This window comes from Methylobacterium sp. (assembly GCF_028290105.1).
Classification (GTDB): domain Bacteria; phylum Pseudomonadota; class Alphaproteobacteria; order Rhizobiales; family Beijerinckiaceae; genus Methylobacterium.
The window spans coordinates 1-26,110 of the sequence record NZ_JAQGKL010000257.1; the positions used below are offsets into that span (position 1 = coordinate 1).

The following is a 26,110-nucleotide window of genomic DNA, read 5'->3' on the forward strand; positions in this document are numbered from 1 at the left end:
GCGTCCGGCCCGAGCAGCGCGTTGATCGCGCTGGGGCGCACGAGTTCGGGGTCGATCCGCAGGGTCCCGATCTCCTCGGTCAAACGCGCCATGGCGTTCTCGGTGGGGAGGAGCCGATGGAGCTTGCGCCCTTCGTTGGCCCGCGCCTGCGCCACCGGGTGCCAGCCATACAGCACCACGTGGTCGCCGGAGTCCGCCGGCACGCTCGCGGCCCCGCGCTGGTTCTGCGCCGGCCCGCGCCGGAACGGACCTCGCGAAAAGCCGGGCTTCGTCGTCCTCGGGCCGGGCGGGCCGTCGCGTCGCGTCGTCATGAATCTCAGGTCCGCTGTCCGGCCGCCCGCGAAGAGTGCAGGCGAGCCGATGGAGAAACCGACAAACCGATCGGCGTCGCGTTCGTCAAGCGACAAACTCCCCGGCGAATCCCCGTTGCCCCCGGGAGGGAAGCCGCATATAGAACCCCTCGCCGCAGCAGCGCCCTTCGTCTAGCGGTCCAGGACGCCTTTATACCCCTACCATCCTACCAAGTGTGTAGGTGCAAGGGTTTAGGTGTGGTAGGTCTACCAAGCCCTGCCTTCGAGGGATGGTCTTGGGGCTGAACTGGTGGTTGACGACCCGGCTGTACGAACGTAACAAACTGGCATTGTTGAACTAAAGCGCCTATCGTCTATCGGTTAGGACAGGTCCCTTTCAAGGATCAGAGCGGGGTTCGACTCCCCGTAGGCGCGCCAACACAGTATTGTGCCGCGATAACTTGGTCAGAATATGATCGCGAGGTTCGATGCGCCATCTCTCGGTGAACCAAGCTGATGATTGGAGTGTGACGCACTGAATATTTCTTAGTGCATGATCCATGTTCACAGCATCAGCATTTTTTCTGTGATCTGCGATCAATGTGGTATCGGTACCCTCAGTACTCCGCGCGCCAATTTCTAGCGGTTATAGACGATACCATCACATTTCTATTGAAATATTGTGTCGACATGGATGAACCGCCGCGCCAGTCAGATACTTGACGTGAGCAGACAAGATCCCCGCTTTACTTGCAGCGAAAGTGCACAGATCTGCATGCGAACGGATCCGCCGCTGTGTTTGGGCCGGCTGCAAGGATCTTCGCTATGCGTCGTCACGTGGCACGAAGGCAATTTCGTACCAACCCTGCAAGCCCCCGCCGTCGTGCTGATAGCGGAAATCGAGCATGAGGTCGTTCTCTTCGCCCCAGGTCGCGTAGGTCTCGAAGATGTGGTGGTAGGGGTGCTTGAGGTTGCTGGGGAGTTTACCCGAAAGGACGAACGGCGGCAGGTCGGCCATGTTGACCCGCTTGACAGTTCGATTTCTGCTGATCGCATAGGTCACGGAACTCTTGGCCTTCTCGAATAGAGCGGCAAGCTTCGCTTCGTTCTCCGTATAGCCTTCGGGTGTCAGGGCCTCACGCTCTCGGACAGTCTCCCATCCGATCCGCTTGCGCTCCGCGTCTTGCTCCCGCAATCGCTGACCGAGGCTCTTTGACATGATCCGACTTGTTCCGCGTCAAGTCCTAACAAGGCTCATTCATTTAAGCGCCCTGAGAATATGCTTGAATACGTGAATGACCAAGTGACGCGCGCTGCCGGCAGCGATGTTTTCCGCGTCCCTATTTGGAATTGCGCCGAAGCATCAACGCTGTCGCCTATTCCAGCGCTCGGAACACGCTTATGCATTACGCGGATACTCCGAGCATCGCGATGATCGGACGCTGATTGTTGCTGCGAAACGCGGACGCTGGGGCGGGCTTCCACATCCGGAACCGGATGAGGTTCGCGCTACCTGCGCGGCGGGCACCCTGACGGAGGCTGCTCGCTTGTGATGGAAACGGCACGATGCCGACCGTCACCGTGAAAATGAAAGGCTGAAGCCCAAACGCAACTGGAAGAAGTATGTCGGGTCTTTAGGTTGACTGCATCGCGCTGATCAGGTCCGCCGCCAACACGGGACCCGAGATGGATCGACCGCGTGATCGCCGACGTGAGGCGGATCTGCCGCCAAATCGGCTTCCCATGGAAGCGCGTCCACCGAACTGAACGATGTGGAAGCACGATCTTCTCTCAGAGGTCATGCATCGACGAAACGCGCGTTCCTGCGACAAGTCGGTTCCATTGAGAGGTTTGATCGGCTAGATACCTCGTGAGACAGTTATCCGAGTGATTAAAATGAAATCTAGTTTTGCTCGCTCTTTGGCTTGGTCTCCCACCGTCGCGTTGTCATGGTTCTGGGGGCTTGGGTTTTTCTACGCGATCCACGTGACCTTGACGAATGGATGGCTAGGTTTTCTCGCCTTTGCCATACCGAACGCCCTAGGTCTCTGCTTATTCGGATGGGTGCTTGGAGCGTCTCAGAGAAACCCTGGCAGTATTCTTGCCGCGATCGGCTCAAAATACGCCTTTCTTTTCCAGTTATGCCAACTTTTCGCGTTTTCGATTACAGTTTTCAGCTTCGCGATGTACGCGTGGTTTCCTCTGTTTGGCGCCGGTGCCGGGCTTGGAATCTGCGTACTCATCCTGGCCGCCTGCTCGATCGGACACGCAGTCTCGTTGAAGGGCCTGAAAACACTCCACAGTGCTTATCTGGCGATCGGCCTCATCGCGTCCGCTCTAGCCTTATGGCGGTTCTCGCCGTCGTCGGAGGCTGCCAGTCTCCCCGCTTTCGTGGCCGATGATCGGTTCTACGGTCTCGCCATCCCGACCCTTGTGGGATTCCTGCTCGGACCGTGGATGGATGTGCAGCATTGGCAGCGGGCGGTGGAGATCCGGCGCGAGGGGGCATCGATCCGGGTGGCCTACGGCGCCGGCGCGATCCTGTTCTTCGGCCTTCTGGCCATCAACGCCCTGCTCGCCGCATCGGCCGGCCCCACGGGCAGCGTCATCTCGGCGGACGGGATCGCCGGCGCGCAGCCGGCGGTCGCCCTCGCGATCGGCCGCCACCCGCTCGACGGCCTCGCGCTGCCCTTCGTGGTGTGGACCGTCATCGCGGCCGCTTCGACCTTCGACAGCTTCTATGCCGCCACACGCTGGTTCATGACGGCGGTCACGGCGCGAAGCTCGTCGCCCCTGCTCGCCTTCGTTCCGGCGGGCCTGGTCTCGTCCCCCATCTGGATCGTGTTCGCCGCCGTGGGGCTCGCGGTCGCCATGATCGTCGCCAACCTGTCCATGATGTACCTGATGCTGCCCTTCGCGACGCTCCTCGTCGGGGCCGCGGGCTGCCTCGTCTGCGAGACGCTCGGTGCCAGGGGCCGTCACGACCCCGTGCTGAGCTACATGATCGGCCTGACCGCGGCGCTGATCTTTCTGGCGGGCTACGTCACGCCGATCCCGGCCTTCATGGCCGTCGCTCCCCTGATCGCGCTGATCGGCGCGCTTCCCATGGCCCTGGAACTCCTGGGCTGGGGCGGCAGGACTGGTACCGCCGCACCGGCGTCGGACGTGGAGCCGACCGCGAGCAAGCCCATCGCGACCGGGACCTCCGTGGTAACGATGGCGCGCGAGGACGCGGTGATGTCGCACGGGTTCGACGGGCAATGGTTCGTGATGCGCATGATCCCGACTTACGACGATACGAATTCGGTCGGGAACGTGTACTTCGCCAATTACGTCCGCTGGGTCGGAAAGACCCGGGAGCTGTTCTTCAACATCTGCATGCCGCGGTTCGACCTGAAGACGACGAGCTTCTACGTCCTGACGAAATCCTTCACGCACGATTTTCGCCGGGAAGCCGCGGAGTTCGAACCGATCATCGTCCGCCTGAAGATCGCCAATCACAACCGGAAGTTCGTCACCCTGGCGCACGAGATCCACAGCGAGATGCACGGGCTGCTCGGGCGCGGCGAGCAATCCCTGATGTTCGTGGATACGCAGCAGTTCCGGCCCTTGGACATTCCGCGCTCGATCGTCGAAGGCTTCCTGCCCTATTGGCCCAAGGCCTCGCCCCACGCCGTCCAGGCGCCACTCGAAACCGCCGAGAGCGCGGCGATCGGCGTTCGCTGACCGAAGGTCAGGCCGCGTGCGGCTGCGTCGGCTGAAGGAAGCGCATGGTGGCCAGCGCCGTCGCCTCCTTGAGTGGCAGGGGCTTGGCGAACAGGTATCCCTGGAGTTCGTGGCAGCCTTGCTGCGTCAGGCAGATGCGCTGGGCCTCCGTTTCGACCCCCTCCGCGGTGATCGTCATGTCGAGGCTCCTTCCGAGATCCACGATCGTCCGCACGATCGCGGCGGCGCTCTTTTCGTGAGGCAGGTCGCGCACGAAGCTCTGGTCGATCTTGATCTTGTCGAAGGCGATGCGGCGCAGGTAGCTCAGGCTCGAGTAGCCCGTTCCGAAATCGTCCAGTGAAAGTCGGACGTTCATCTCGCGCAACTTCATCAGCGTCGAATGGACGGCCGGCGTCGCCTCCAAGAAAACGGACTCGGTGACTTCGAGTTCGAGGCTGGCGGCGGGAAGCCCACTGTCCCGCAGGGCCGACCGGACGATGAGCGGCAAGTCCGAATGGCGGAACTGGATCGGCGACAGGTTGACGGCAATCCGGATGCCGCCGGGCCAGACCGCCGCGGTGCGGCAGGCTTCCCGGATGACCCATTCGCCCAGCGGAATGATCATCCCGGTCTCTTCCGCGAGGGGAATGAATTCGGCCGGGGAGACGAAACCGCGCGCCTGATGCTTCCAGCGCAGCAGGGCCTCGAAGGCATGGATCCGGCTGTCGGCAGTGCTCACGATCGGCTGGAAGTAGAGCACGAACTCGTCGCGATCGAGGGCGCCCCGCAGGTCCGCCGCGAGCGCCCGGCGGGCCTCGATCCGCTCGTCCATCTCGGCTTCGTAGAAGCGATAGCCGTTGCGGCCCTCGTTTTTCATCCGATAGAGCGCCACGTCCGCCCGACGCATGATCTCGCGGCTTCCGTCCCTCGGAGCGACCGCGATCCCGATGCTGACACCGACGTTCACGCTGATCCCCTCGATGTGGAACGGCGCCGCGACGGCGTCGACGATCCCGTTGGCCAGGGCTTCGAGCGTCTGGTCGTTGCGCGTGCTCGGCCCCGTGGCGAGGATCGCGAACTCGTCGCCCGCCAGACGGGCCAGGAGCACCTCGGGGGCGGAACGGCGGATGCGAGACGCCATCGCACGCAGCAAAGCGTCCCCGATGGCGTGGCCGAACGTGTCGTTCACGCTCTTGAACTCGTCGAGATCGAGGGCGAGAACCGCAAATTGCCCGCCGTCCTCGATCGCCGCGTGAGCCTCGTCGAGCCGTTGCTGGAAGAGGACGCGATTCGGCAGATCCGTTAGGGAATCGTGCAGCGCGAGGTAGGACAGCCGCTCCTCGGAGCGCTTCTTCTCGGTCACGTCGGAGCCGACGCCGCGATAGCCCGCAAAGGCGCCGTTGCGGTTGAAGATCGGCTTGCCGCTGATGAACCAGGTGCGTCGTTCGCCGGAGATATCGATGGGCAGCAGGATGTTCCGAAAGGCCCGGCGCTCCTTGATATGCTGCCAAAGGCCCGTCCCCGGGTGGCCCGCCGGGGCGGCCACGGACGGCAGGAACAGGCGCTCCAGGGGAAGCCCCTGGAGCTGGCGTTCGGACGAGCCCGCGACCTCGATCAGGCGCGGCGAGACGTAGTGCAGGCGCAGGTCCGCATCGGCCTCCCAGAGCCAGTCGCTGGCGCTTTCCTCGAACTCGTTCAGCAGAAGATGGGTGAATTCCTGCTGCCGTTCGAGATCCGCCTGCGCGATGACCCGCATCGTGACGAGGCGACTGAGATGGATGATCGTCAGCCAGACGAACGCGGTATAGAACGTCAGCAGCAGACCGACATAGACGTAGAACTGCTCGCCGGTCATGACGAGGGCTGTGAACGACCCGACGATGATGGGCCCGGAATAGCCGATGGCCGCGCGGGGCAGCACGGATGCACTCATGCCCGTGGCGATGAGGCCGGCACAGCTCGCCGCGATCAGAAGGCGACCGTTCGCGTCGGCGTGCCCGAACAGCATGACCGGGATGGATGCGAGCAGGCTTCCGTAGATGAAGGCGACGATCACGACGCCGCGGACGAAGCCCAGGCTCACCTCGACCGGTTTGGCCTGGGAGCGCCATCTCCAGCATTGCTGAAGCGTGCCGACGGCTATCGGAAGGATCAGGGCCTCAAGCAGCCCGATATAGAGCCAGTATTGCGAGTTCCAATACAGGAAAACGATGACCTGTACGACGCTCAGACTGACAAGGACCGTAAAGGGCACGAGACGCAGAGCGACGTCGAGCTGTTCGACGCGCGCGCGACCGCGCAAGCTGGAATCCAGGGGCGCGGTCCTGCGATCCGTGTCGATCAGAAAAGAAACGAATGTTTCCAGCGCCACAAACGCACCCCCGCATCAGGGCACTTGTATGGATCGACGCGTGACGGACTCCTTAACGTACCTCCACCTCGGCCTTTTACCAAAAGATAACGACTTATTTGCCGAATATATCGTAAACATCGGAGATAAAATAAAACTAATAGTGTGTCGTGACGGTCGCTGAGTGCTGCTTCAAAAGCGTGATTCCGTGACATCGAAGTGGCGGGGAATACTCGATCTGGACGTGCCGACGATCGAAGTGCCGAATACGGCCATGCCATCCCGATTTACGGGCTCGTCTTTCCGAATCGTGGGATGGATAGGATTGCACGAGTATCGTTGGTAGCCACACGACTCACGAACGACCGATCGATGCGGAAAATGCGAGGTACGATCGGCGCGACGTCACCTCTGCTTTCCAAGGTGGTCAGCGCGTGGGCAGAACCGGTTTCGGCTCTTCACGGGCTGTAGCAGTGCGCAGCGGCAGCCCGTTCCAATTGGTCTCAGGACGCGTCGCGGGGAAGGTCGACGGCGCCGTTGACCTTCTCGATATCCAGGGAGAGGTGGGCGCGGTAGAGCACCGCCGCCGCCTCGTCGCGCACGATCGCCAGATAGTCCTGGCGCTCCGTCTCGACGCTCAGCTCCTGGGCGATCTTGGCCATGATCCGGACGAGCTTGCCACGCACCGCCGACTCGTCGGCGAGTTCGAAGCCGACCTTGTCCTTGACGTAGTGTGCCCCGTCGTGGAGATCGATGAAATAGCGAGGCATGGGACCGCGTTTCCGTGGGAATTTATCCCACCATCACTATTAACCTAAGCTGTTCGGGCCCGGAGTGCAATCTCTGGTCGGAGCTTCGGTCTTGTTGAGGACGGTTTCTGTCACGAGTTCGGACGTGAGAGAACCGGCCAAATGGCCTCAGCGGGCATGGCCTCAGAGGGCATGGCGTCTGCGACGGTGTTCGGTGACGCGATCGATATCCGATGCGGGACAGGATGCGGATGCATGGGGTATCACGCCCTCTCCTCCCCGCAGGTGCCGGCCGTCCCGATGTTCTTCCCGCTCTCGAAGCTGCTCTACTTTCTCGTCACGCCGTCGAACGCGCTTACTCTCCTGGTCATCATCGGGTTCGGCCTCGTGGCGGCCGGATGGCGTCGCCTCGGTCTGGCCCTCGGAGGCCTTGGGGGTGTCCTGCTCCTCGTCGCCGGCCTCTCGCCGCTGGCCGGTCTCGTCGCCCTGCCCCTGGAAGAGCGCTTCCCCGCCTACGCGGTGGACGACCGGCCGGTGACCGGCATCATCGTTCTCGGCGGTGCCATCGAGACGCGGACCTCGGCGGAACGGCGCCAACTCGCCGTCAACGACGCGGGAGAGCGCCAGATCGCCATGGCGGACCTCGCCCGGCGCTATCCCCAGAGCCGCCTCGTCTTCAGCGGCGGCAGCGGCAGCCTGGGGGGCAGCGCCACCTCCGAATCCGAGATCGTCGGGCGCTACGCCGACACGATGGGCCTGCCCCGGACACGCTTGATCCTGGAGGACCGCTCGCGGAATACCCGGGAGAACGCCCTTTTCACCGCCGACATGGTCAAGCCGAAGCCCGAGGAGCGCTGGCTTCTCGTGACGTCGGCCTGGCACATGCCGCGCGCCATCGGCTGCTTCCGGCAGGCCGGGTTCAGCGTGACGGCCTATCCGGTGGATTACCGCACCGGCGGCTGGGGCGACGCCCTCCGCGTCAACGGCTTCGCCTCCGAGGGGCTGATGTTCCTCGACCTGATGGCCAAGGAATGGCTAGGGCTCGTCGCCTATCGGCTCGCCGGCTACACGGATGCTTGGCTGCCGGCGCCTCAGGCCTCGTCGGAAGCCGAGGAGGCCGCGCCAAGCCTGTAGATGCCCCGAAAATCCTCAGGATCCTCGACGGCCTTGCCCTTGCGCAGGATCGCCACCTCGCCCGCTTTGGTCATGCGGACCGCCACGCGCCGGATGGGCTGCATCAGCGGGCTCCAGTTTTCCGGATGTGGCCCGGCGAGCTCTCGCGCCACCTCCGAGGGGCAGATGGTCTTGCCGGGGTCGCGGGCCGCGATGAGGCGCAGGATCGTCTCCGAGATCGCCTCCTCGGACGGCCCCCTGGGCTCGGGCCGGGCGCCGGCGCGCGCGGGCGCTTTCGGTGCCGCTTTCGGCGCAGGCGCCTTGCTCGGCGCCGCGGGCGGCTTCTTCGGCGAGGAGGTGCGCTGGCGCGTCGGCTTTTTCGGTATCGTCATGGCTTCCACCCCTGCCCTGTCCCGTCGTCTTCCGCCAGCAGGGCCGCGCGAATTTTCGAAGCGAATTGCCGGCGCCACATCACCAGCACCACTGCGGTGGTGGTCAGCATGAGGAGCCATGGGCTCACGAACCAGCCGAGATAGGCCAGCGCGAAGAAGAAGGCTCGCTGTCCGCGCGCGAAATGGCTGCCGGCGGCGATGTTCATCGCGGCCGCCTTGCGCGCCGCCCGCTGCATCTCTTCCAGCGTCGCTCCGGAACCCTTCGGTGGCACGGCGCCGAGGAGGATCGCTCCGTAATTGAACAGCCGGTAGGCCCAGGAGAACTTGAAGAACGCGTAGACGAACACGACGGCCAGGCCCGCGACCTTGATCTCCCAGGTCACCCGGCTGGCAACCGCCCCGAAGGGCAAGGCTCCGAACAGCGTGAGCACGTCGTCGCCCGAGCGCGAAAGGGTGAGTACGCCCCCGAGCGCGATGAGCGAGGTGGAGGCGAAGAAGGCGGTACCGTTCTGCAGCGAGGCGTTGATGGTGGTGTCGACCACGCGATTGTCGCGCCCGATGAGCTGGCGGGCCCACTCCGCGCGCTGCGCGTTCATGATCTGGCTGAGGCTGGTGCGCCGTCCGCGCATGCGCGCGACGGCGATGCCGTAGCCTGCCCAGGCGGCGATGAAATAGCAGAGCGCCGCGAAGTCGAGATAGGAAAAGGCGGGGTTGGGCATCGCGTCCGATCTCGCGGCCGACAATCGGCGGCCCGTCCCGGGGCGCTAGCGCGGATGCCGGCGCGCTGTCCAGGCGCGGCGCGGGCCGCGAATGGATTCAGCGGATCGCGAAGGAAAGGTCAGCCGCGTCATGGCCGCGTTCGTGGACCACGATCTCCGTCACCGAGGCGCCCGGCGGCCCCTGCCGGCAAGCTTCCAGCATGGTTGCAACGGCGTCGGGAGGCCCGCAGAACAGGGCTTCCACCGCCCCGTCCGTCCGGTTGCGCACGTGTCCCGACAGGCCGAGGCGCTCGGCCTCGCCCCGCGTTCACATCCGGTAGCCGACGCCCTGGACCCGTCCGCGAATCACCGCCGCGACGGTTCGGACCTCAAATGTCATGCGTGGTCTCCATCCCGGTCAGCGGGCGGCCACGCCTTCCGCGCGGGGCTCGGCGCTGCGGACCGGCTTGGCGGCACCGCTCCGGAAGGTGAGATACCACGCCAGCGAGATGAAGAGCACGCCGCCGACGAAGTTGCCCAGCGTCACCGGGATCTGGTTCCAGACCCACCATTGCTCGAAGGAGACATGGGCGCCGAGCATCATGCCGGCCGGGATCATGAACATGTTCACCACCGCATGCTCGAAGCCCTGCGCGAAGAACAGGAAGATCGGCAGCCAGGCCCCGAGGATCTTGCCGAAGGTCGAGGTCGACATCATCGACATGGTGACCCCGAGGCACACCATCCAGTTGCACAGCATCGCCTTGACGAAGCAGGTCAGCATCCCGGCGCTGCCCAGGGTCTCGTAGGCGGTCGTCTTGGCCAGCGTGATGTCGATGATCCGCTGCGCCACGCCGGCGGGCGGCGTGTGCCAGGCATTGGTCAGGGCGATCACCAGAAGCACCGCGTAGAGGACGCTACCCAGGAGGTTGCCGACGAAGCCCCAGGCGAAGTTGCGCATCATCGGGCGCAAGCCGACCCGGCCCTCCATGAAGGACAGGGCGAGGATGCCGAAATTTCCGGTGCAGAGTTCGAGCCCGAGGCAGACGATCATCACGAACCCGACCGGGAACACGATCGCTCCGACGAAGGGCACACCGGTCTGGACCGCGCCGGTGAGCGCGAGGCTGGTGGCGATGCCGAGCAGAGCTCCGGCCATCATACCGCGCACGAGCATGTCGCGGATCGACAATTCGGAGCGGACGATTCCGGCCTCGCTCATGGCCGCGGCCATGTCGGCGGGTTTGACGAAATCCATCGACGTCTCTTCCTCAAAGCTGCTTGGATGGGTTTGCCAAGCAAGCGCGAGGCCAAACGCTTCGGGATCAGGTGGACCGCGAGCGTGCCCTGTCGTCTTCCTGCACGCGATACGCGAATTCCGTGGCGATGAGCGCCATGTTCTTCAACGTCCGCCTGATGTCGTGTGACTCAACGGGCCCGGCCGCGTAGCCATGTCTGCAGTTCGGCGCGGTACGCTACGGGCAACTGGGCAGCGCCCGCCGCCGCGATCACGGATTCGAGGTAGCCCGGACGCGGCGCCCCCGTGACACTCGTGCCGCCGAGATAGATCAGCGCGCGCTTCGAGCCGCCGGTCACCGAGACCGGCTGCGTCGCCTTGCTGTAGAGGCCGGAAGCCACGCCCTCGTAGCGATCGAGGGCCGAGACGTCGCTCAGCGCCAGATCCCAGAGGACACCCCAGACGCAGGAGCGCGGATCGCGCACCACCGAGGCGTAGCCCTCGCGCATGATGATGAAGCGGTGGCGGTTCAGCCGCCCCTGCCCGATCAGCGTCGAACGCGGACAGCGCGCCGCCATCGCGGCGGCGTCCATGTTCGCGCCGTAGGCGAAGTAAAGCGGCATCGTCCGTGCGTGGTCAGGCGAATTCGAGGATCACCGCGTCCACCGCGAGGCTGTCGCCCTCCTTCGCTGCGATCTTGGCGACCGTGGCATCGCGCTCGGCGCGCAGCACGTTCTCCATCTTCATCGCCTCGACGATGGCGAGGGGCTCGCCGTTCTTCACCTCCTGGCCTTCCTTGACCAGGATCGCCTTCACGAGACCGGGCATCGGGCAGAGCACCTGCTTGCCGGACCCCGCATCCTCCTTGATCGGCATCAAGGCGGCGAGCGCGGCCTCGCGCTGGGTGTAGACCCGCGCCTGCGCCGCAGCGCCGGCATGCTGCAGGGCGACACCGTTGAGGAGCGGACGCACCTGCATGGCCACGCGGGTGCCGGCGATCTCGCCCTGCCAGACCGGCTCACCGGGTCGCCAGTCGCTCGACACCGTCCAGCTCTCGCCGTCCTCGGCCTTGACGATGAGCGTTCCGCCCACCGCCTCGACGGTGACCGCATGGGACTCGCCCGCCAGCACCACGACGCGGTCGCGCTCGAAATGCAGCAGGGCCGGGTCGCGCATCTGGCCGGAGATGCCGCGCTTGCGCTGGTTCATCTTGTGGTCGATGGCCGCCGCCGCCGCCGCCATGCGGCGGGCGATGTCGCCCTTCGGCTCGGGTGCCACGAAGCCTTCGGGGAACTCCTCGGCGATGAAGCCCGTGGAAAGCTCGCCGGAACGCCAGCGCGGGTGCGCCATCAGGGCGGAGAGGAACGGGATGTTGTGGCGGATGCCATCGATGGCGAAGGCGTCGAGCGCCTCGCCCTGCGATTCGATGGCCTCTGCGCGGGTCGGTGCCCAGGTCACCAGCTTGGCGATCATCGGATCGTAGTGGATCGCGATCTCGCCACCCTCCTCCACGCCGGTGTCGTTGCGCACGGTGGCGGTGCCGAATTGCCCTTCCGCCGGCGGCCGGTACGTCGTGAGGCGGCCGATCGAGGGCAGGAAGTTGCGGGTCGGATCTTCCGCGTAGACGCGGCTCTCGACGGCCCAGCCGTTGAGCTTCACCTCGTCCTGCTTCAGCGGCAGGGCCTCGCCGGCCGCGACGCGGATCATCAGCTCGACGAGGTCGAGCCCGGTGATCATCTCGGTGACCGGATGCTCGACCTGGAGCCGGGTGTTCATCTCGAGGAAGTAGAACGACTTGTCCTGGCCGGCCACGAACTCCACCGTACCGGCCGAATCGTAGTTCACGGCCTTGGCCAGGGCGACCGCCTGCTCGCCCATCTTGCGCCGGGTCGCCTCGTCGAGGAGCGGCGACGGAGCCTCCTCAATGACCTTCTGGTTGCGGCGCTGGATCGAGCATTCGCGCTCGCCGAGGTAGATCACGTTGCCGTGCTTGTCGCCGATCACCTGAATCTCGATGTGGCGCGGGTCGGTGATGAACTTTTCCACGAAGACGCGGTCGTCGCCGAAGGACGAGGCGGCCTCGGATTTGGCGCGGGCAAAGCCCTCGGCGACCTCACCGGACGAATGCGCGATGCGCATGCCCTTGCCGCCGCCGCCGGCGGACGCCTTGATCATCACCGGGTAGCCGATCTCGTCCGCGATCGTGACCGCGTGCTCCGGCGACTCGATGACGCCGAGGAAGCCCGGCACCGTGGAGACGGTCGCCGCCGAGGCGGCCTTCTTCGATTCGATCTTGTCGCCCATCGCCGCGATCGCCGCGGGGTTGGGGCCGATGAAGACGATGCCGGCCGCCTCGAGGGCGCGGGGGAAGGATTCTCGCTCGGAAAGGAAGCCGTAGCCGGGATGCACGGCTTGGGCGCCGGTCTGCTTGCAGGCCTCGATGATCTTCTCGGCCAGAAGGTAGGACTGCGCCGCCGGGGCGGGCCCGATGTGCACGGCCTCGTCGGCCATGGCGACGTGGAGGGCATCGCGGTCAGCGTCCGAGTAGACCGCGACCGTCTTGATGCCCATGCGCCGGGCGGTCTTGATGATGCGACAGGCGATCTCGCCACGATTCGCGATCAGAATCTTCTCGAACATCTTTCCGCGCACTCTGGTCGGTCAGGGAAGGTGAGGCGTCCTGAAACGCCCAAGCTCGTCCCCGTTAAAGCAGTTATGCGGCTTCGGGAAGCTGACTGATCCGGGCGGCTCGCGTGTTTTGAAGCGTGCAACGCCGTGCCGATGTTGGTGCGATGCACAAATGGATTTTGTATCCGATCTACCGCCGACTCCAGGAGATCGATTGCCAGATGGTGCGGACGCCCCTCAGGCGGCGAGGCGCATCGTCGCCCGGGTCAGCGCGTCGGTGTCGTGACGGTTCGCCGCCAGCGCGAAGGCGATGAGTGCCTCGTCGCTGGCCTCGGCTTCCCGGACGACCTCGCGGGCGATCCGCGCGGCGAGGCGAGTCGGGCCGGTCCCGTTGCGCAGCGAGGCGACGAGCCAGCGCGCCACCTCGGCGTCGATGTAACCGGTCGGCCGTTCGCCCCAGACCGCGAAATCCACCACCGAAGCCACGAGCCAGTCGCCGAAGGCGTCGTCGGTCGCGGTCACGACCCGGTCGAGGGCGATCAGCATGTCGGCCTCGTCGCGGCTCGCCAGGCCGTCGGGCAGCACGTGTCGACCGAGATCCTGCACGTCGTCGGCGCTGACGCGGCCGGCGGCGACGATACGGTTACAGAAAACCTGAAGCGAAAGGTTGATCATCTCTTGATACCTCCCCGGCTTTGTCTTCGCCGGTCTGTGTCCCTGTCGATGGTTCGACTATGCAGGACGGCATCGTTCAAGCAGTTAACGGCCAAATCTGAATCAACGTTCAGGTTAAAGCCTGCTCACGAATGAGCCTTTCGAAATGATGACTCGCGGGCTTCTGCCATCGTGGAGGTGCACGTCCGGTCGGCGCTGCGATGATCATGGTGCGGTCGCCCGACACGACGAGACCCACTCCGGAGTGGCTCAGGGCGCCGTGATCGAAGAAGGGCGAACCGCGCGTGTGACAGCGGGCGATTTTCTGGACCCGACCTCGGTCTGGTCGGTCACGAACAGGCCCCCGATCCTGATGAGATCCTCACACGATCGCACCCGCGTCCGTCTCGATCCCTAACGCGGAAGGCCGGCATAACGGACCTCGGCGACGGTCACCGGGACCGGGCGCCGACGGACCAGACATCCATGCTCGACATCCTTTTCATCGCCGCCGGCCTCACCTTCTTCGGTCTGGCCGCCGGCTACGCCACCCTCTGCGAACGCCTCTGAGGCGGCCCCCATGACCCTCGACCTGACACTCGGCGCCCTCGTGACCCTCGGGCTGCTCGGCTACCTCACCTACGCCCTCGTCCGCCCCGAGCGGTTCTGACGGGCCCGAAGGAAGACCCTCCATGACCATCAACGGCTGGCTTCAGATCGCGCTGTTCTGCGCGGTCGTCCTGGCGCTCGTCAGGCCCCTCGGCGGGTACATGACGCGCGTCTTCAGCGGCGAGCGCACCATCCTGTCGCCGATGCTGGCGCCCATCGAGCACGGGCTCTACCGCGCGGCCGGCATCGACGCACGCCAGGAGCAGAGCTGGCTCGGCTACGGCCTCGCCATGCTGGCGTTCCACGTTCTGGGCTTTCTCGCCCTCTACGGGCTGCTGCGTGCGCAGGATTGGCTCCCCTTCAATCCGGCCGGGCAGTCGGCGGTCGCCCCCGATCTCGCCTTCAACACCGCGGCGAGCTTCGTCACCAACACGAACTGGCAGAATTACGGGGGCGAGAGCACCCTCTCCTACCTGTCCCAGATGCTGGGCCTGACCCACCAGAACTTCCTCTCGGCCGCCACCGGGATCGCGCTGGCGGTGGCCCTGACCCGGGGGTTCAGCCGCGCCTCGTCGAAGACCGTCGGCTCGTTCTGGGTCGATGTCACGCGCTGCACCCTCTACGTGCTCCTGCCGCTCTGCGTGGTCTACACGCTGTTCCTCGTCGGCCAAGGCATTCCGCAGACCCTCGGTGCTTATGTCGAGGCGACGACGCTGGAGGGCGCCAGGCAGACCATCGCGGTCGGGCCGGTGGCGAGCCAGGTCGCCATCAAGATGCTGGGCACCAACGGCGGCGGCTTCTTCAACGCCAACGCGGCCCATCCCTTCGAGAACCCGACCGCGTTTTCGAACTTCGTGCAGATGGTTTCGATCTTTGCGCTCGGCGCCGCGCTGACCAACCTCTTCGGCCGGACGGTCGGCGACGAGCGCCAGGGCTGGGCGATCCTCGCCGCCATGACGGTGCTGTTCCTGGCCGGCGTCACGGTGACCTACTGGGCGGAAGGCGCGGGAAGCCCCGTCCTCGACGGGCTCGGCCTTTCCGGCGGCAACCTGGAGGGCAAGGAGGTCCGCTTCGGCATCCTCGGCTCCGCCCTGTTCGCGGTGGTGACCACGGCGGCGTCCTGCGGCGCGGTGAACGCCATGCACGACAGCTTCACGGCGCTCGGCGGCATGATCCCTATGATCAACATGCAACTCGGCGAGATCATCGTCGGCGGTGTCGGCGCGGGCCTCTACGGCATGCTGGTCTTCGTCATCGTGGCGATCTTCGTGGCGGGGCTGATGGTCGGGCGCACGCCCGAATATCTCGGCAAGAAGATCGAAGGACGCGAGGTCAAGATGGCGATGCTCGCCATCCTGTGCCTGCCCCTGATGATGCTGGGCTTCACGGCGCTGGCCGCCGTCCTGCTCGCCGGTCTCGCGGGGCCCGCCAATGCGGGGCCGCACGGCTTCTCCGAGATCCTCTACGCCTTCACCTCGGCGGCGGCGAACAACGGCTCGGCCTTCGGCGGCCTGACGGGCAACACGCTCTTCTACAACACCACGCTCGCCCTCGGCATGCTGGTGGGGCGGTTCTTCGTGATCATCCCGGCGCTGGCGATTGCCGGTTCGCTCGCCGCCAAGAAGACGGTGCCGGCCTCGGCCGGAACCCTGCCGACCCATGGCGGCCTGTTCGTCGGCCTGCTGGTCGGCGTCATCCTGATCGTCGGCGGGCTCACCTTCTTTCCGTCCCTGGCGCTCGGCCCCATCGTCGAGCACCTCGCGGGCTCGGCCGGCCAGACCTTCTCGACGGGGGGCTGAGCGATGACGGCCCCCGCCCGACCCCGCCGCCACCGGCACCATCTCAACCTGCACCGGCCGCGATCGCGTCCCACGGGCGAGCCGAGGCCCATCCGCCTGTCCGACCTGATCCTCGCCCTCCTCGGCGTGGCGCTCCTCGGTGGCCTCGGCCTGCTCGCGCTGGCTGGCCTGGTCGGCCGGGCCCTGGCCCCCTGACGACCACCCGTCGGCCCGGCGCGCCCGGGCTCACCCTCTCACATCGGACACCCGATCCATGTCCCGTCCCACCGCATCCCTCTTCAGCGCCGCCCTCGTCGGGCCGGCGCTTCTCGGCTCCCTGCGAAAACTCGACCCGCGCCTGATGGTGAAGAACCCCGTCATGTTCGTCGTCGAGGTGGTCGCCGTCCTGACCACGATCCTGTTCGTGCGCGATCTCCTGACCGGCGCCTCGGGACTGTTCTTCTCGGGCCAGATCATCCTCTGGCTCTGGTTCACCCTGATCTTCGCCAACTTCGCCGAGGCCCTGGCAGAGGGGCGCGGCAAGGCCCAGGCCGACAGCCTGAGGCGTACCCGCACCGAGATGCAGGCCAAGCGCCTCGTCGGCGGCGGCCCCGCCTTCGAGACCGTGCCCGGGACGTCCCTGAAGGTCGGCGACGTCGTGCTGGTGGAAGCCGGGGACCTGATCCCGTCGGACGGCGAGGTCATCGCGGGCGTCGCCTCCGTCAACGAGGCCGCGATCACGGGTGAATCCGCCCCCGTGATCCGCGAATCCGGCGGAGACCGCTCGGCGGTGACCGGCGGCACGGAGGTTCTGTCCGACGCGATCAGGGTCCGCATCACGGCGGCCGCCGGCTCGACCTTCGTCGATCGCATGATCGCCCTGGTGGAGGGCGCCTCGCGCCAGAAGACCCCCAACGAGATCGCGCTCAACATCCTGCTCGCGGGCCTGACCATCGTCTTCGTGTTCGCGGTGGCGAGCATCCCGAGCTTCGCGAGCTATGCCAGCGGCGCGATCCCGTTGATCGTACTGGTGGCCCTGTTCGTGACCCTCATCCCCACCACCATCGGCGCGCTCCTCTCGGCCATCGGCATCGCCGGCATGGACCGGCTCGTGCGCTTCAACGTGCTGGCCATGTCGGGCCGCGCCGTGGAAGCGGCCGGCGACGTCGACACCCTGCTCCTCGACAAGACCGGCACCATCACGCTCGGCAACCGCCAAGCCACGGAGTTCCGCCCCGTGCGCGGCGTCTCCGAGCAGGACCTCGCCGATGCTGCCCAGTTGGCGTCGCTCGCCGACGAGACCCCCGAGGGCCGCTCCATCGTCGTGCTCGCCAAGGACCGGTACGGCATTCGCGCCCGTGACATGGGAAACCTCAACGCGACTTTCGTGCCCTTCACGGCTCAGACCCGGATGAGCGGCGTCGACCTCGACGGTTCGTCCATCCGCAAAGGCGCGGTCGACTCGATCATCGGGTCGGTGAGCCAGACGCCGGTGGCCACGCGGGGCTCGAACGCGGCGCTGGCCTACAGCCCGGCTGTGGCGAGCGAGACCGTGCGCGAGATCCAGGCCATCGCCGAGGATATCGCCAAGGCCGGCGGCACTCCGCTCGCGGTGACCCGCGACGGCCAGTTGCTCGGCGTCGTCTACCTCAAGGACATCGTGAAGGGCGGCATCCGCGAGCGTTTTGCGGAGCTGCGTCGCATGGGCATCCGCACGGTGATGATCACCGGCGACAACCCGATGACCGCCGCGGCCATCGCGGCGGAAGCCGGGGTCGACGATTTCCTGGCGCAGGCCACGCCGGAGGACAAGCTTGCGCTGATCCGCAAGGAGCAGGCGCAGGGAAAGCTCGTGGCCATGTGCGGCGACGGCACCAACGACGCCCCGGCGCTGGCGCAGGCCGATGTCGGTGTGGCCATGAACACCGGCACGGTGGCGGCCCGCGAGGCCGGCAACATGGTCGACCTCGATTCCGACCCGACCAAGCTCATCGAGATCGTGGGCATCGGCAAGCAGTTGCTGATGACGCGCGGCGCACTCACCACGTTCTCCATCGCCAACGACGTCGCCAAGTACTTCGCCATCATCCCGGCGATGTTCCTCGGGCTCTATCCGCAGCTCCAGGCGCTCAACGTCATGGGGCTGGCCTCGCCTCAGAGCGCGATCCTCTCGGCGATCATCTTCAACGCGCTCATCATCGTCGCGCTGATCCCGCTGGCCCTGCGCGGAGTCTCCTACCGCGCCGTCGGGGCGGCCTCGCTGCTCCGGCGCAACCTGCTCGTCTACGGCCTCGGCGGCATCGTCGTCCCCTTCGTGGGCATCAAGGCCATCGATCTCGCCGTCTCCGCCCTGCACCTCGCCTGACCCTTTAATCGGAAGCCATCCGCCATGCTGTCCCACCTCCGCCCCGCCTTCGTCGTTCTTTTCGCCCTCACGGCGATCACGGGGCTCGCCTACCCCCTCGCCATGACGGGAATCGCAGGCGTGCTCTTTCCCGCGCAGGCCGCCGGCAGCCTGATCGTGCGCGACGGTACCGTGGTCGGCTCCCGCCTGATCGGGCAGTCCTTCACCGGACCGGCCTATTTCCACGGCCGGCCCTCGGCGACCACGGCCGCCGACCCGAGCGACGCCAGCAAGACCGTGCCGGCGCCTTACAATGCCGCCAACTCGGCGGGCTCCAATCTCGGCCCCACCAGCGCGGCCCTCGCCGAGCGCGTGAAGGCGGACGTCGAGACGCTGAAAGCGGAAAACCCGGCCGGGACCGTGCCGGTCGATCTCGTGACCACCAGCGGCTCCGGGCTCGACCCCGACATCTCCCCCGATGCCGCCCTGTTCCAGGTACCCCGGGTGGCGAAGGTGCGCGGTCTCGGCGAAGATCGCCTGCGCGACCTCATCTCTGCACGCGTGCAGGGACGTGAACTCGGCCTTCTCGGCGAGCCGCGTATCAATGTGCTGGCGCTGAACCTCGCCCTCGACGACATTTCCCGGAAGTAGTGCTTCCGGCAAGGACCAGCCCCGAATGCCCCTGGACGGCCGCGAACCGAACCGCCCCTCCCCCGACGCGCTGCTGGAGCGGGCGCGCCGGGAGGAGGGCCGGCGCGGGCGGCTGAAAGTCTTCCTCGGCGCCGCCCCGGGGGTGGGCAAGACCTACGAGATGCTGACCATCGGCCGGGCTCGCCGGACGGCCGGGACCGACATGGTCGTGGGCCTCGTCGAGACTCATGGTCGCCTGGAGACCGAGGCGCTGGTCGCGGGCCTCGAAATCATACCCCGCCGAGAGGTCGCCTATCAGGGCGGCCGCATCGAGGAGATGGATCTCGATGCGATCCTCGCGCGCAGGCCGGCGCTGGCCCTCGTCGACGAACTCGCCCACACCAATGTGCCGGGCTCCCGCCACCCCAAGCGCTACCAGGATGTCGAGGAACTGCTCGATGCTGGCATCGACGTCTACACCACGCTCAACATCCAGCACGTGGAGAGCCTCAACGACGTCGTGGCGCAGATCACCCGCATCCGCGTGCGCGAAACGGTGCCGGACGGCATCCTCGACCGGGCCGACGACATCGAGGTGGTGGACCTCAATCCCGACGATCTCATCGAGCGCCTGAAGGCAGGCAAGGTCTACGTGCCCAAGAACGCCGAGCGGGCGCTGAAGCATTACTTTTCGCGCGGTAATCTCACCGCCCTGCGTGAACTGGCATTGCGCCGGACCGCCGACCGGGTGGACGACGAACTCCTCAGCCACATGCGGGCCAACGCGATCCCGGGGCCCTGGGGGGCGGGCGAGCGGGTACTGGTCTGTATCAGCGAAGATGCCCGCTCGTCGGGCCTCGTGCGCTACGCCAAGCGCCTCGCCGATCGCCTGCATGCTCCCTGGAGCGCCCTCGCCGTAGAGGGCCCGCGCAGCGCCGGACTGAAGGAGGCCGAGCGCGACCGGATCGCCGACACCCTGCGGCTCGCGGACCGTCTCGGCGGCGAAGCGGTGACGCTGCCGGGCAGCCGCCGCGTCTCGGAGGACATCCTCGCCTATGCCCGCTCGACCAACGTCAACCACATCGTGGTCGGCAAGGCGACGCGGTCCTGGGTCTTCGAGATCCTGAACGGATCGGTGGTGCACGATCTCGTCCGGAGCAGCGGCGACATCAGCATCCATGTCGTCCCCGGCGAGGCCGTGGCCGAACCTGTCTCGCGCAGGAGTGTGGCCACCGCGCCCCCGAGCCCGCCCCTCGAACCGCGTGCCTACGCGTTCTCCGTTCTCGCCACGGCCATCGGGCTCGGCCTCGCGATCCTGCTGCAGCCCTATACGGGCGTGGAGAACGCGGACCTGATCCTGCTCACCGCCATCGTCGCGGTGGCTGTCCGGTTCGGTCTCGGTCCCTCCCTCGTCGCCGTCCTCGCGTCCTCGCTCGCCTACAATTTCTTCTTCCTGCCGCCGATCTATACCCTCACCATCGCCGACCCGACGAACGTGGCGGCTTTCGTGCTGTTCACCCTGGTGGCGGTGCTGGTCTCGAACCTCGCGTCGCGGTCCCGCGCGCTCGCGGTGATCAGCCAGACGCGGGCGCGCGCCACCGAGCGGCTCTACGGCTTCAGCCGCAAGCTCTCGGCCTGCGCCACCCTCGACGACGTGCTCTGGGCGACCTGCGCCCAGATCGCCGCCATGCTGCGGGTCCGGGTCGTGCTGCTCCTGCCGGAGGAGGCGTCCATCGCCGTCCGCGCCGGCTTCCCCCCCGAAGATCGGCTGGACGCGGCGGATCTGGCCGCGGCGAAATGGGCCTTCGACAACGATCGCCCGGCGGGGCGGGGCGCCGACACCCTCCCGGGCGCCCGGCGCTTGTTCCTGCCGATGCGGACCGGGCGCGGTACCATCGGGGCGATCGGTCTCGACACGGACCGGCCGGGGCCGATCCTGACACCGGAGGAGCGCCGATTGCTGGATGCCCTCGCGGACATGGGAGCGCTCGCCATCGAGCGGGTCCGCCTCGTCGAGGACCTCGCCGGGGCCGCCCGGGACGCCGAGACGGACCGGTTGCGCCAAGCCCTGCTGACCTCGATCTCCCACGACCTGCGCACACCCCTGTCGTCGGTTCTGGGCGCCGCCACCAGCCTGAGGGACCTTGAGGATGTGCTGCCTCGGGACGCCAAGGTGGATCTCCTGACCACCATCATCGCCGAATCGGAGCGCTTGAACCGCTTCATCGTCAACCTGCTTGACATGACCCGGCTGGAAGCCGGCGCGGTGGCGGCGGCCCTCACGCCGCAGGAGGTGGGCGAGATCGTCGATACGGCGCTGCGGCGGCTCGGGGCGATCCTCGGGGCGCACCGGGTCGTGCTCGAACTGTCCCCGGCCCTCCCCGCGCTCCGGCTCGACCCGGTTCTGTTCGAACAGGTTCTGGTCAACCTTCTCGACAACGCGGCGAAGTACGCTCCCGATGCCTCCACCATCACGGTGACGGGCGAAGTCCGCCACGGTCGGGTATGCCTGCGGGTGCTCGACGAGGGCGAGGGTCTGCCGGAGGCGGAGGTGGAGACGATTTTCGACAAGTTCTACCGGGTCCGGAAGGCCGACAGCGTCCGGGCGGGAACGGGGCTCGGCCTCGCCATCGCGCGCGGCTTCACCGAGGCCATGGGCGGAACCCTCACGGCCGGCAATCGCCAGGACCGCAAGGGCGCCGTCTTCACCCTGATCCTGCCGGTCCCCGGCATTCGCGACGCCCGGCCGGACGTGGCCGCATGAGCATCCGCATCCTCGTCGTCGACGACGAGCCGGCCATCCGCAAGCTGCTCCGGGTCGGCCTCGCGACCCAAGGTTACGAGACCTTCGACGCGCCGAACGGCACCCTCGCCCTCGACATCCTGGGACGGGAAACGATCGACCTGATCATCCTGGATCTCGGGCTGCCCGACATGCGCGGCCACGACCTGCTGCGTCGAATCCGGACCGATTTTCCCGATCTTCCGGTCGTCGTGCTGTCGAGCCGCGACGACGAGCCGGGCAAGGTCGAGGCCCTCGATCTCGGCGCCGACGACTACGTGACGAAGCCCTTCGGCATGGGCGAGCTGCTGGCCCGCATCCGCGCGGCCCTGCGCCATCAGCTGGCCGTCCAGGGGGAGCGTGCGATCTTCGAGGTCGATGGCCTCAGCGTCGATCTGGTGCGCCGCATCGTCCGGGTCCGGGGCGCCGAGGTGAAGCTGACGCCCCGCGAGTACGACTTTCTCCGCGTGCTGGTGCAGCACGCGGGCAAGGCCCTGACCCACGCCCAGTTGATGAAGGCCGTCTCGACCTCCTCGGACCCGCAATACCTGCGCGTCTACATCCGCCAGCTCCGCCAGAAGCTCGAGGCAGACCCCGAGCGCCCCCGCATCCTCCTGACGGAGACCGGCGTCGGCTACCGCCTTCGGGCCCCGACGGACAAGGGCGCTTGAGGGCTCCGCCCATCGGCCAACTGACCGGACGAGCGGATCAGTCGATGACCTCGACGATGCGCCGGGTGCGCGGGTCCACCAGGACCGGATGGTCGTTGACGATGGTGTAGTTGTAGCCGGAGAGCGCGAACTCGGACGGGACGTCGTAATAGACGACGCCGTTCTCGGGCAGGACGGCCCCGGCCCGAACGGTGCCCGCATAGGCGAAGGACGGGCGGCGTTCCGCCAGCGCGTAGATGCGGAAGCGCTCGCGGCGGTCGATGCCCAGCAGCCCGTTCGCGGTGCCCACCGCCGCCCCGATGGCGCCGCCGACCACGGCTCCGAGCGGTCCGGCCGCGTTCTCGCCCCGCGCCGCACCTTCCTTCGCGCCCTGCGCGAGACCCTGGGCCTGCGCTCCGCTGAGGCCGGCGATCAGGAGCGCCGGGACGGCGGCAAGGCGCATGATGGTCATCGTGGAAACTCCGCGTCGCTGACCGGTCTGGATCGGGGCCGGTGATGGAGAGGTAACGCGGGTGGGGATTGATCGATACCGGGTCTCGCGCATGCCGTGGGACGATGTGGCCCATACGCGACACCGATCCCCCCGGATACCGATCCGAGGCCGGCGCGGTCTCGGAAAAGCGTTTCGCCGGAGGCACCGAGGAGCGGGTGGGTGGAAAGTGATCGCCGCGTGGCGAGCTTGGCGCTGATGATGCATCCCTGCGCCCGTCGAACCCAAGCCACCGGCACCCGATGACCGCATTCTCGTCCGTTCGAACGTCTCACCCGCTCAGGCGCCACCGCCCGGCATCGCCGCGACGCGCGATCGTCGTTGCCCGGGGGCCGCGCGCGTGAGCGAGCTCGACGGCTGGGCGGAGCGCCGCCGCATCGCCGAGCAGGGGCGCGCCGAGCGGCCCTGGTCCCTCTGGGGGCCGTATCTCAGCGAGCGCCAATGGGGAACGGTCCGCGAGGATTACAGCCGCGACGGCAATGCCTGGCGCTCGCTACCCCACGAGGAGGCGCGTTCCCGTGCCTATCGCTGGGGCGAGGACGGCCTGGCGGGGATCTGCGACGAGCGCGGGCGCATGTGCCTGTCGCTCGCCCTCTGGAACGGGCGAGACCACATCCTGAAGGAGCGTCTGTTCGGCCTCGCCAACGAGGAGGGCAACCACGGCGAGGACGTCAAGGAGATCTACCACTACCTCGACGCGGTGCCGAGCCACGCCTACCTGAAGTTCCTCTACCGCTACCCGCAAGGCGCCTACCCCTACGACGACCTCGTGCGCGAGGGGTTGCGGCGCGGCCGCGACCAGCCGGAATACGAGATCGAGGATACGGGAATCTTCGCGGATGACCGCTTCTTCGACGTCACGGTGGAATACGCCAAGGAGGAGGTGGAGGACATCCACGTGGTGATCACCGCGACGAACCGTGGTCCTGAGGCGGCGGACCTCCACATCATCCCGCAGCTGTGGTTCCGCAACACCTGGGCTTGGCGGGCCGAGACCGCCGAGCCGCGTCCCCGCCTCGCACTCCGGTCCGACGGCGGGGTCGCCTGCGAGCACCCGCGCCTCGGCGCCTACCGCCTGTCCTTCGACGGCTACCCCGACCCGCTGTTCTGCGAGAACGACACCAACCTGCGCCTGCATGGCTGGCAGCGGGACGCGCCGGGGCCCTTCAAGGACGGACTCCACGCGGCCATCGTCGACGGCGACGACGGCGCCGTGCGCCGCGACGGCGGGACCAAGCTCGGCCTGCACTACTTTCGCCAGCTCGAGCCGGGGGAGACGACGCGGGTCACCTTGCGGCTCTCGGCGGGCACGCGGCTGCGCCCGGTGGACCGCGAGGGCACCATCGTGCACCGGCGCATCGCGGAGGCCGACGCCTTCTACGATTCGCTCCAGGACGGCATCGCGGACGAGGATTCCCGGGCGATTTTCCGTCAGGCCGCCGCCGGCCTGATCTGGTCGAAGCAGCTCTATTCCTACGATGTCCGCCTCTGGCTCAAGGGCGATCCGCTCCAGCCGGTGCCGCCACAGGAGCGCGACGGCGGCCGCAACGTCCACTGGCGCCACTTCGCCGGAGCCGACGTGCTCTCGATGCCGGACAAGTGGGAATATCCCTGGTTCGCCGCCTGGGATCTCGCCTTCCACTGCCTGCCGCTCGCCCTCCTCGATCCGGATTTCGCCAAGAAGCAGCTCCTGCTTCTCACCCGCGAATGGTACATGCACCCGAACGGCCAGCTTCCCGCCTACGAATGGGAGTTCGGCGACGCCAACCCGCCGGTCCATGCCTGGGCGACCTATCGGGTGTTCGAGATCGATCGCGACCGGCGCGGTGGGCGCGGCGACATCGCCTTCCTCGAAGGCGTGTTCCACAAGCTCCTCATCAACTTCACCTGGTGGGTGAACCGCAAGGACGCGGATGGCCGCAACGTCTTCCAGGGCGGCTTCCTCGGCCTCGACAATGTCGGGGTGTTCGACCGTTCGCGCCCGCCCCCCGGCTTCGGCCGCATCCACCAGGCCGACGGCACCGCCTGGATGGCGATGTACGCGCTCAACATGATGCGCATCGCCCTCGAACTCGCGCTTCACAACGACGTCTACGAGAGCACCGCCTCGAAGTTCTTCGAGCACTTCCTCCTCATCGCCGAGGCGATGACCGACATGGGTGGCGAGGGCTTCGGACTCTGGGACGAGGAGGACGAGTTCTACTACGACGAGGTCGATATCCCCGGCGGCGGGATGCTGCCGCTACGCGTGCGCTCGGTGGTCGGCCTCGTGCCGCTCTTCGCCGTGGAGGTGATCGAGCCCTCCGTTCTCCAGCGCCTGCCGGATTTTGCGCGGCGCATGAACTGGGTGCTGGAGAACCGTCCGCACCTCGCCTGCCTCGTCTCGCGCTGGACCGAGGGTGGTGTGGGTGACCGCAAGCTCCTCTCGCTCCTGCGCGGACACCGCATGAAGGCACTCCTCAGGCGGATGCTCGACGAGGCCGAGTTCCTGTCGGCCCACGGGATCCGCTCGCTGTCGAAGGCGCATCGCGACAAGCCCTATGCGCTCAACGAGTTCGGCGCGTCCTTCACGGTTCGCTACGATCCGGCGGATTCCACCTCGAACATGTTCGGCGGCAACTCGAACTGGCGTGGTCCCGTCTGGATGCCGATGAACTACCTCATCATCGAGGCCCTGCGCCGGTTCCACACCTATTACGGCGACGACTTCCTGGTGGAGTATCCGACGGGCTCCGGCGCGTCGCTCACCCTCAACGCGATCGCGGACGCCCTGGAAGACCGGCTGATCGCGTTGTTCGCCAAGGGCGAGGACGGGAGCCGCCCGATCTTCGGCGACCGGACGCCGATCCCGCCGGCACCGGGCAGCGAGGAGGCGTTGCTGTTCCACGAGTTCTTCGACGGCGATACCGGCCGGGGGCTCGGCGCCTCGCACCAGACGGGCTGGACGGCCCTGATCCTCAACCTGCTGCACAGCCGCGCCCGGCGTCCGG

The 26,110-nt window shown here is 66.9% G+C and carries 20 protein-coding genes, 1 tRNA gene and 2 pseudogenes; 11 read left to right on the forward strand and 12 right to left on the reverse strand.

Annotated elements, in window-relative coordinates; translation table 11 throughout:
* A pseudogene (locus tag JWQ05_RS17965) lies at positions 1–311 on the reverse strand (23S rRNA (guanosine(2251)-2'-O)-methyltransferase RlmB); the annotation flags it as partial.
* A 342-nt stretch (positions 312–653) separates the two neighbouring features.
* Here JWQ05_RS17965 and JWQ05_RS17970 point away from each other — a divergent pair.
* A tRNA-Glu gene (locus tag JWQ05_RS17970) sits at positions 654–728 on the forward strand.
* Between the two features lie 385 nt (positions 729–1,113).
* On the opposite strand, the gene JWQ05_RS17975 is transcribed toward JWQ05_RS17970, so the two are convergent.
* A complete protein-coding gene (locus JWQ05_RS17975) occupies positions 1,114–1,509 on the reverse strand; it encodes a hypothetical protein (protein ID WP_299661282.1) in 396 nt (131 codons plus the stop codon).
* A gap of 677 nt (positions 1,510–2,186) precedes the next feature.
* On the opposite strand from JWQ05_RS17975, the gene JWQ05_RS17980 reads away from it, so the two are divergent.
* Positions 2,187–4,016: a thioesterase family protein gene (locus JWQ05_RS17980; protein ID WP_299661285.1), complete on the forward strand. Its 1,830-nt coding sequence runs from the start codon at positions 2,187–2,189 to the stop codon at positions 4,014–4,016.
* Positions 4,017–4,023: 7 nt separating this feature from the next.
* Here the strand turns inward: JWQ05_RS17980 and JWQ05_RS17985 are convergent, their stop codons facing one another.
* A complete protein-coding gene (locus tag JWQ05_RS17985) occupies positions 4,024–6,297 on the reverse strand; it encodes an EAL domain-containing protein (protein WP_299661288.1) in 2,274 nt (757 codons plus the stop codon).
* Between the two features lie 551 nt (positions 6,298–6,848).
* Positions 6,849–7,115 carry a hypothetical protein gene (locus JWQ05_RS17990; RefSeq protein ID WP_299661291.1) on the reverse strand — a complete coding sequence of 89 codons (267 nt, stop codon included), beginning with the start codon at positions 7,113–7,115 and terminating at the stop codon, positions 6,849–6,851.
* Positions 7,116–7,394: 279 nt separating this feature from the next.
* On the opposite strand from JWQ05_RS17990, the gene JWQ05_RS17995 reads away from it, so the two are divergent.
* Positions 7,395–8,228, forward strand: a complete 834-nt coding sequence (locus JWQ05_RS17995; RefSeq protein ID WP_299661346.1) for a YdcF family protein — start codon at positions 7,395–7,397, stop codon at positions 8,226–8,228.
* Here the strand turns inward: JWQ05_RS17995 and JWQ05_RS18000 are convergent.
* From JWQ05_RS18000 to JWQ05_RS18030, 7 genes and pseudogenes are all read right to left on the reverse strand, one after another.
* A complete protein-coding gene (locus JWQ05_RS18000) occupies positions 8,186–8,446 on the reverse strand; it encodes a DUF3253 domain-containing protein (protein WP_299661348.1) in 261 nt (86 codons plus the stop codon). The two genes, JWQ05_RS17995 and JWQ05_RS18000, sit on opposite strands and share 43 nt — an antisense overlap.
* A gap of 149 nt (positions 8,447–8,595) precedes the next feature.
* Entirely contained in the window at positions 8,596–9,318 is a 723-nt protein-coding gene (locus JWQ05_RS18005; protein WP_299661294.1) for a DUF599 domain-containing protein, read from the reverse strand.
* 97 nt (positions 9,319–9,415) lie between these two features.
* Positions 9,416–9,697: pseudogene (locus JWQ05_RS18010) on the reverse strand (acylphosphatase).
* 18 nt (positions 9,698–9,715) lie between these two features.
* The gene (locus tag JWQ05_RS18015; protein ID WP_299661297.1) at positions 9,716–10,555 is read right to left on the reverse strand and encodes a formate/nitrite transporter family protein; all 840 of its coding nucleotides are present in this window, start codon (positions 10,553–10,555) and stop codon (positions 9,716–9,718) included.
* Between the two features lie 170 nt (positions 10,556–10,725).
* Positions 10,726–11,157 carry a gamma-glutamylcyclotransferase gene (locus JWQ05_RS18020; protein ID WP_299661300.1) on the reverse strand — a complete coding sequence of 144 codons (432 nt, stop codon included), beginning with the start codon at positions 11,155–11,157 and terminating at the stop codon, positions 10,726–10,728.
* A 13-nt stretch (positions 11,158–11,170) separates the two neighbouring features.
* Positions 11,171–13,174 (reverse strand): acetyl/propionyl/methylcrotonyl-CoA carboxylase subunit alpha, encoded by a 2,004-nt coding sequence (locus JWQ05_RS18025; protein ID WP_299661302.1) that lies wholly within the window; start codon positions 13,172–13,174, stop codon positions 11,171–11,173.
* 225 nt (positions 13,175–13,399) lie between these two features.
* Positions 13,400–13,837: a hypothetical protein gene (locus tag JWQ05_RS18030; protein WP_299661305.1), complete on the reverse strand. Its 438-nt coding sequence runs from the start codon at positions 13,835–13,837 to the stop codon at positions 13,400–13,402.
* Between the two features lie 559 nt (positions 13,838–14,396).
* Between JWQ05_RS18030 and JWQ05_RS18035 the strand changes: the two genes are divergently transcribed.
* Genes JWQ05_RS18035 through JWQ05_RS18065 form a run of 7 tightly spaced genes read left to right on the forward strand, consistent with a single transcriptional unit; the run spans position 14,397 to position 22,630 of the window.
* Positions 14,397–14,486, forward strand: a complete 90-nt coding sequence (locus JWQ05_RS18035; protein ID WP_036267122.1) for a K(+)-transporting ATPase subunit F — start codon at positions 14,397–14,399, stop codon at positions 14,484–14,486.
* Positions 14,487–14,508: 22 nt separating this feature from the next.
* Positions 14,509–16,224, forward strand: a complete 1,716-nt coding sequence (kdpA, locus tag JWQ05_RS18040; protein WP_299661327.1) for a potassium-transporting ATPase subunit KdpA — start codon at positions 14,509–14,511, stop codon at positions 16,222–16,224.
* Between the two features lie 3 nt (positions 16,225–16,227).
* Complete coding sequence (locus JWQ05_RS18045) at positions 16,228–16,419, forward strand: hypothetical protein (protein WP_299661330.1); 192 nt, start codon at positions 16,228–16,230, stop codon at positions 16,417–16,419.
* A 58-nt stretch (positions 16,420–16,477) separates the two neighbouring features.
* Positions 16,478–18,568, forward strand: a complete 2,091-nt coding sequence (gene kdpB / locus JWQ05_RS18050; protein WP_299661333.1) for a potassium-transporting ATPase subunit KdpB — start codon at positions 16,478–16,480, stop codon at positions 18,566–18,568.
* 24 nt (positions 18,569–18,592) lie between these two features.
* A complete protein-coding gene (locus JWQ05_RS18055; RefSeq protein ID WP_299661336.1) occupies positions 18,593–19,198 on the forward strand; it encodes a K(+)-transporting ATPase subunit C in 606 nt (201 codons plus the stop codon).
* 25 nt (positions 19,199–19,223) lie between these two features.
* Complete coding sequence (locus JWQ05_RS18060; protein ID WP_299661339.1) at positions 19,224–21,941, forward strand: sensor histidine kinase KdpD; 2,718 nt, start codon at positions 19,224–19,226, stop codon at positions 21,939–21,941.
* Positions 21,938–22,630: a response regulator transcription factor gene (locus tag JWQ05_RS18065; RefSeq protein WP_299661341.1), complete on the forward strand. Its 693-nt coding sequence runs from the start codon at positions 21,938–21,940 to the stop codon at positions 22,628–22,630. The genes JWQ05_RS18060 and JWQ05_RS18065 overlap by 4 nt, the downstream gene beginning before the upstream one ends.
* A 37-nt stretch (positions 22,631–22,667) precedes the next feature.
* Here the strand turns inward: JWQ05_RS18065 and JWQ05_RS18070 are convergent, their stop codons facing one another.
* Positions 22,668–23,072: a DUF1236 domain-containing protein gene (locus tag JWQ05_RS18070; protein WP_299661350.1), complete on the reverse strand. Its 405-nt coding sequence runs from the start codon at positions 23,070–23,072 to the stop codon at positions 22,668–22,670.
* Between the two features lie 388 nt (positions 23,073–23,460).
* Here JWQ05_RS18070 and JWQ05_RS18075 point away from each other — a divergent pair.
* Positions 23,461–26,110, forward strand: a 2,650-nt coding sequence (locus JWQ05_RS18075) for a glucosidase (protein WP_299661344.1), incomplete at its 3' end; no start/stop codon positions are given.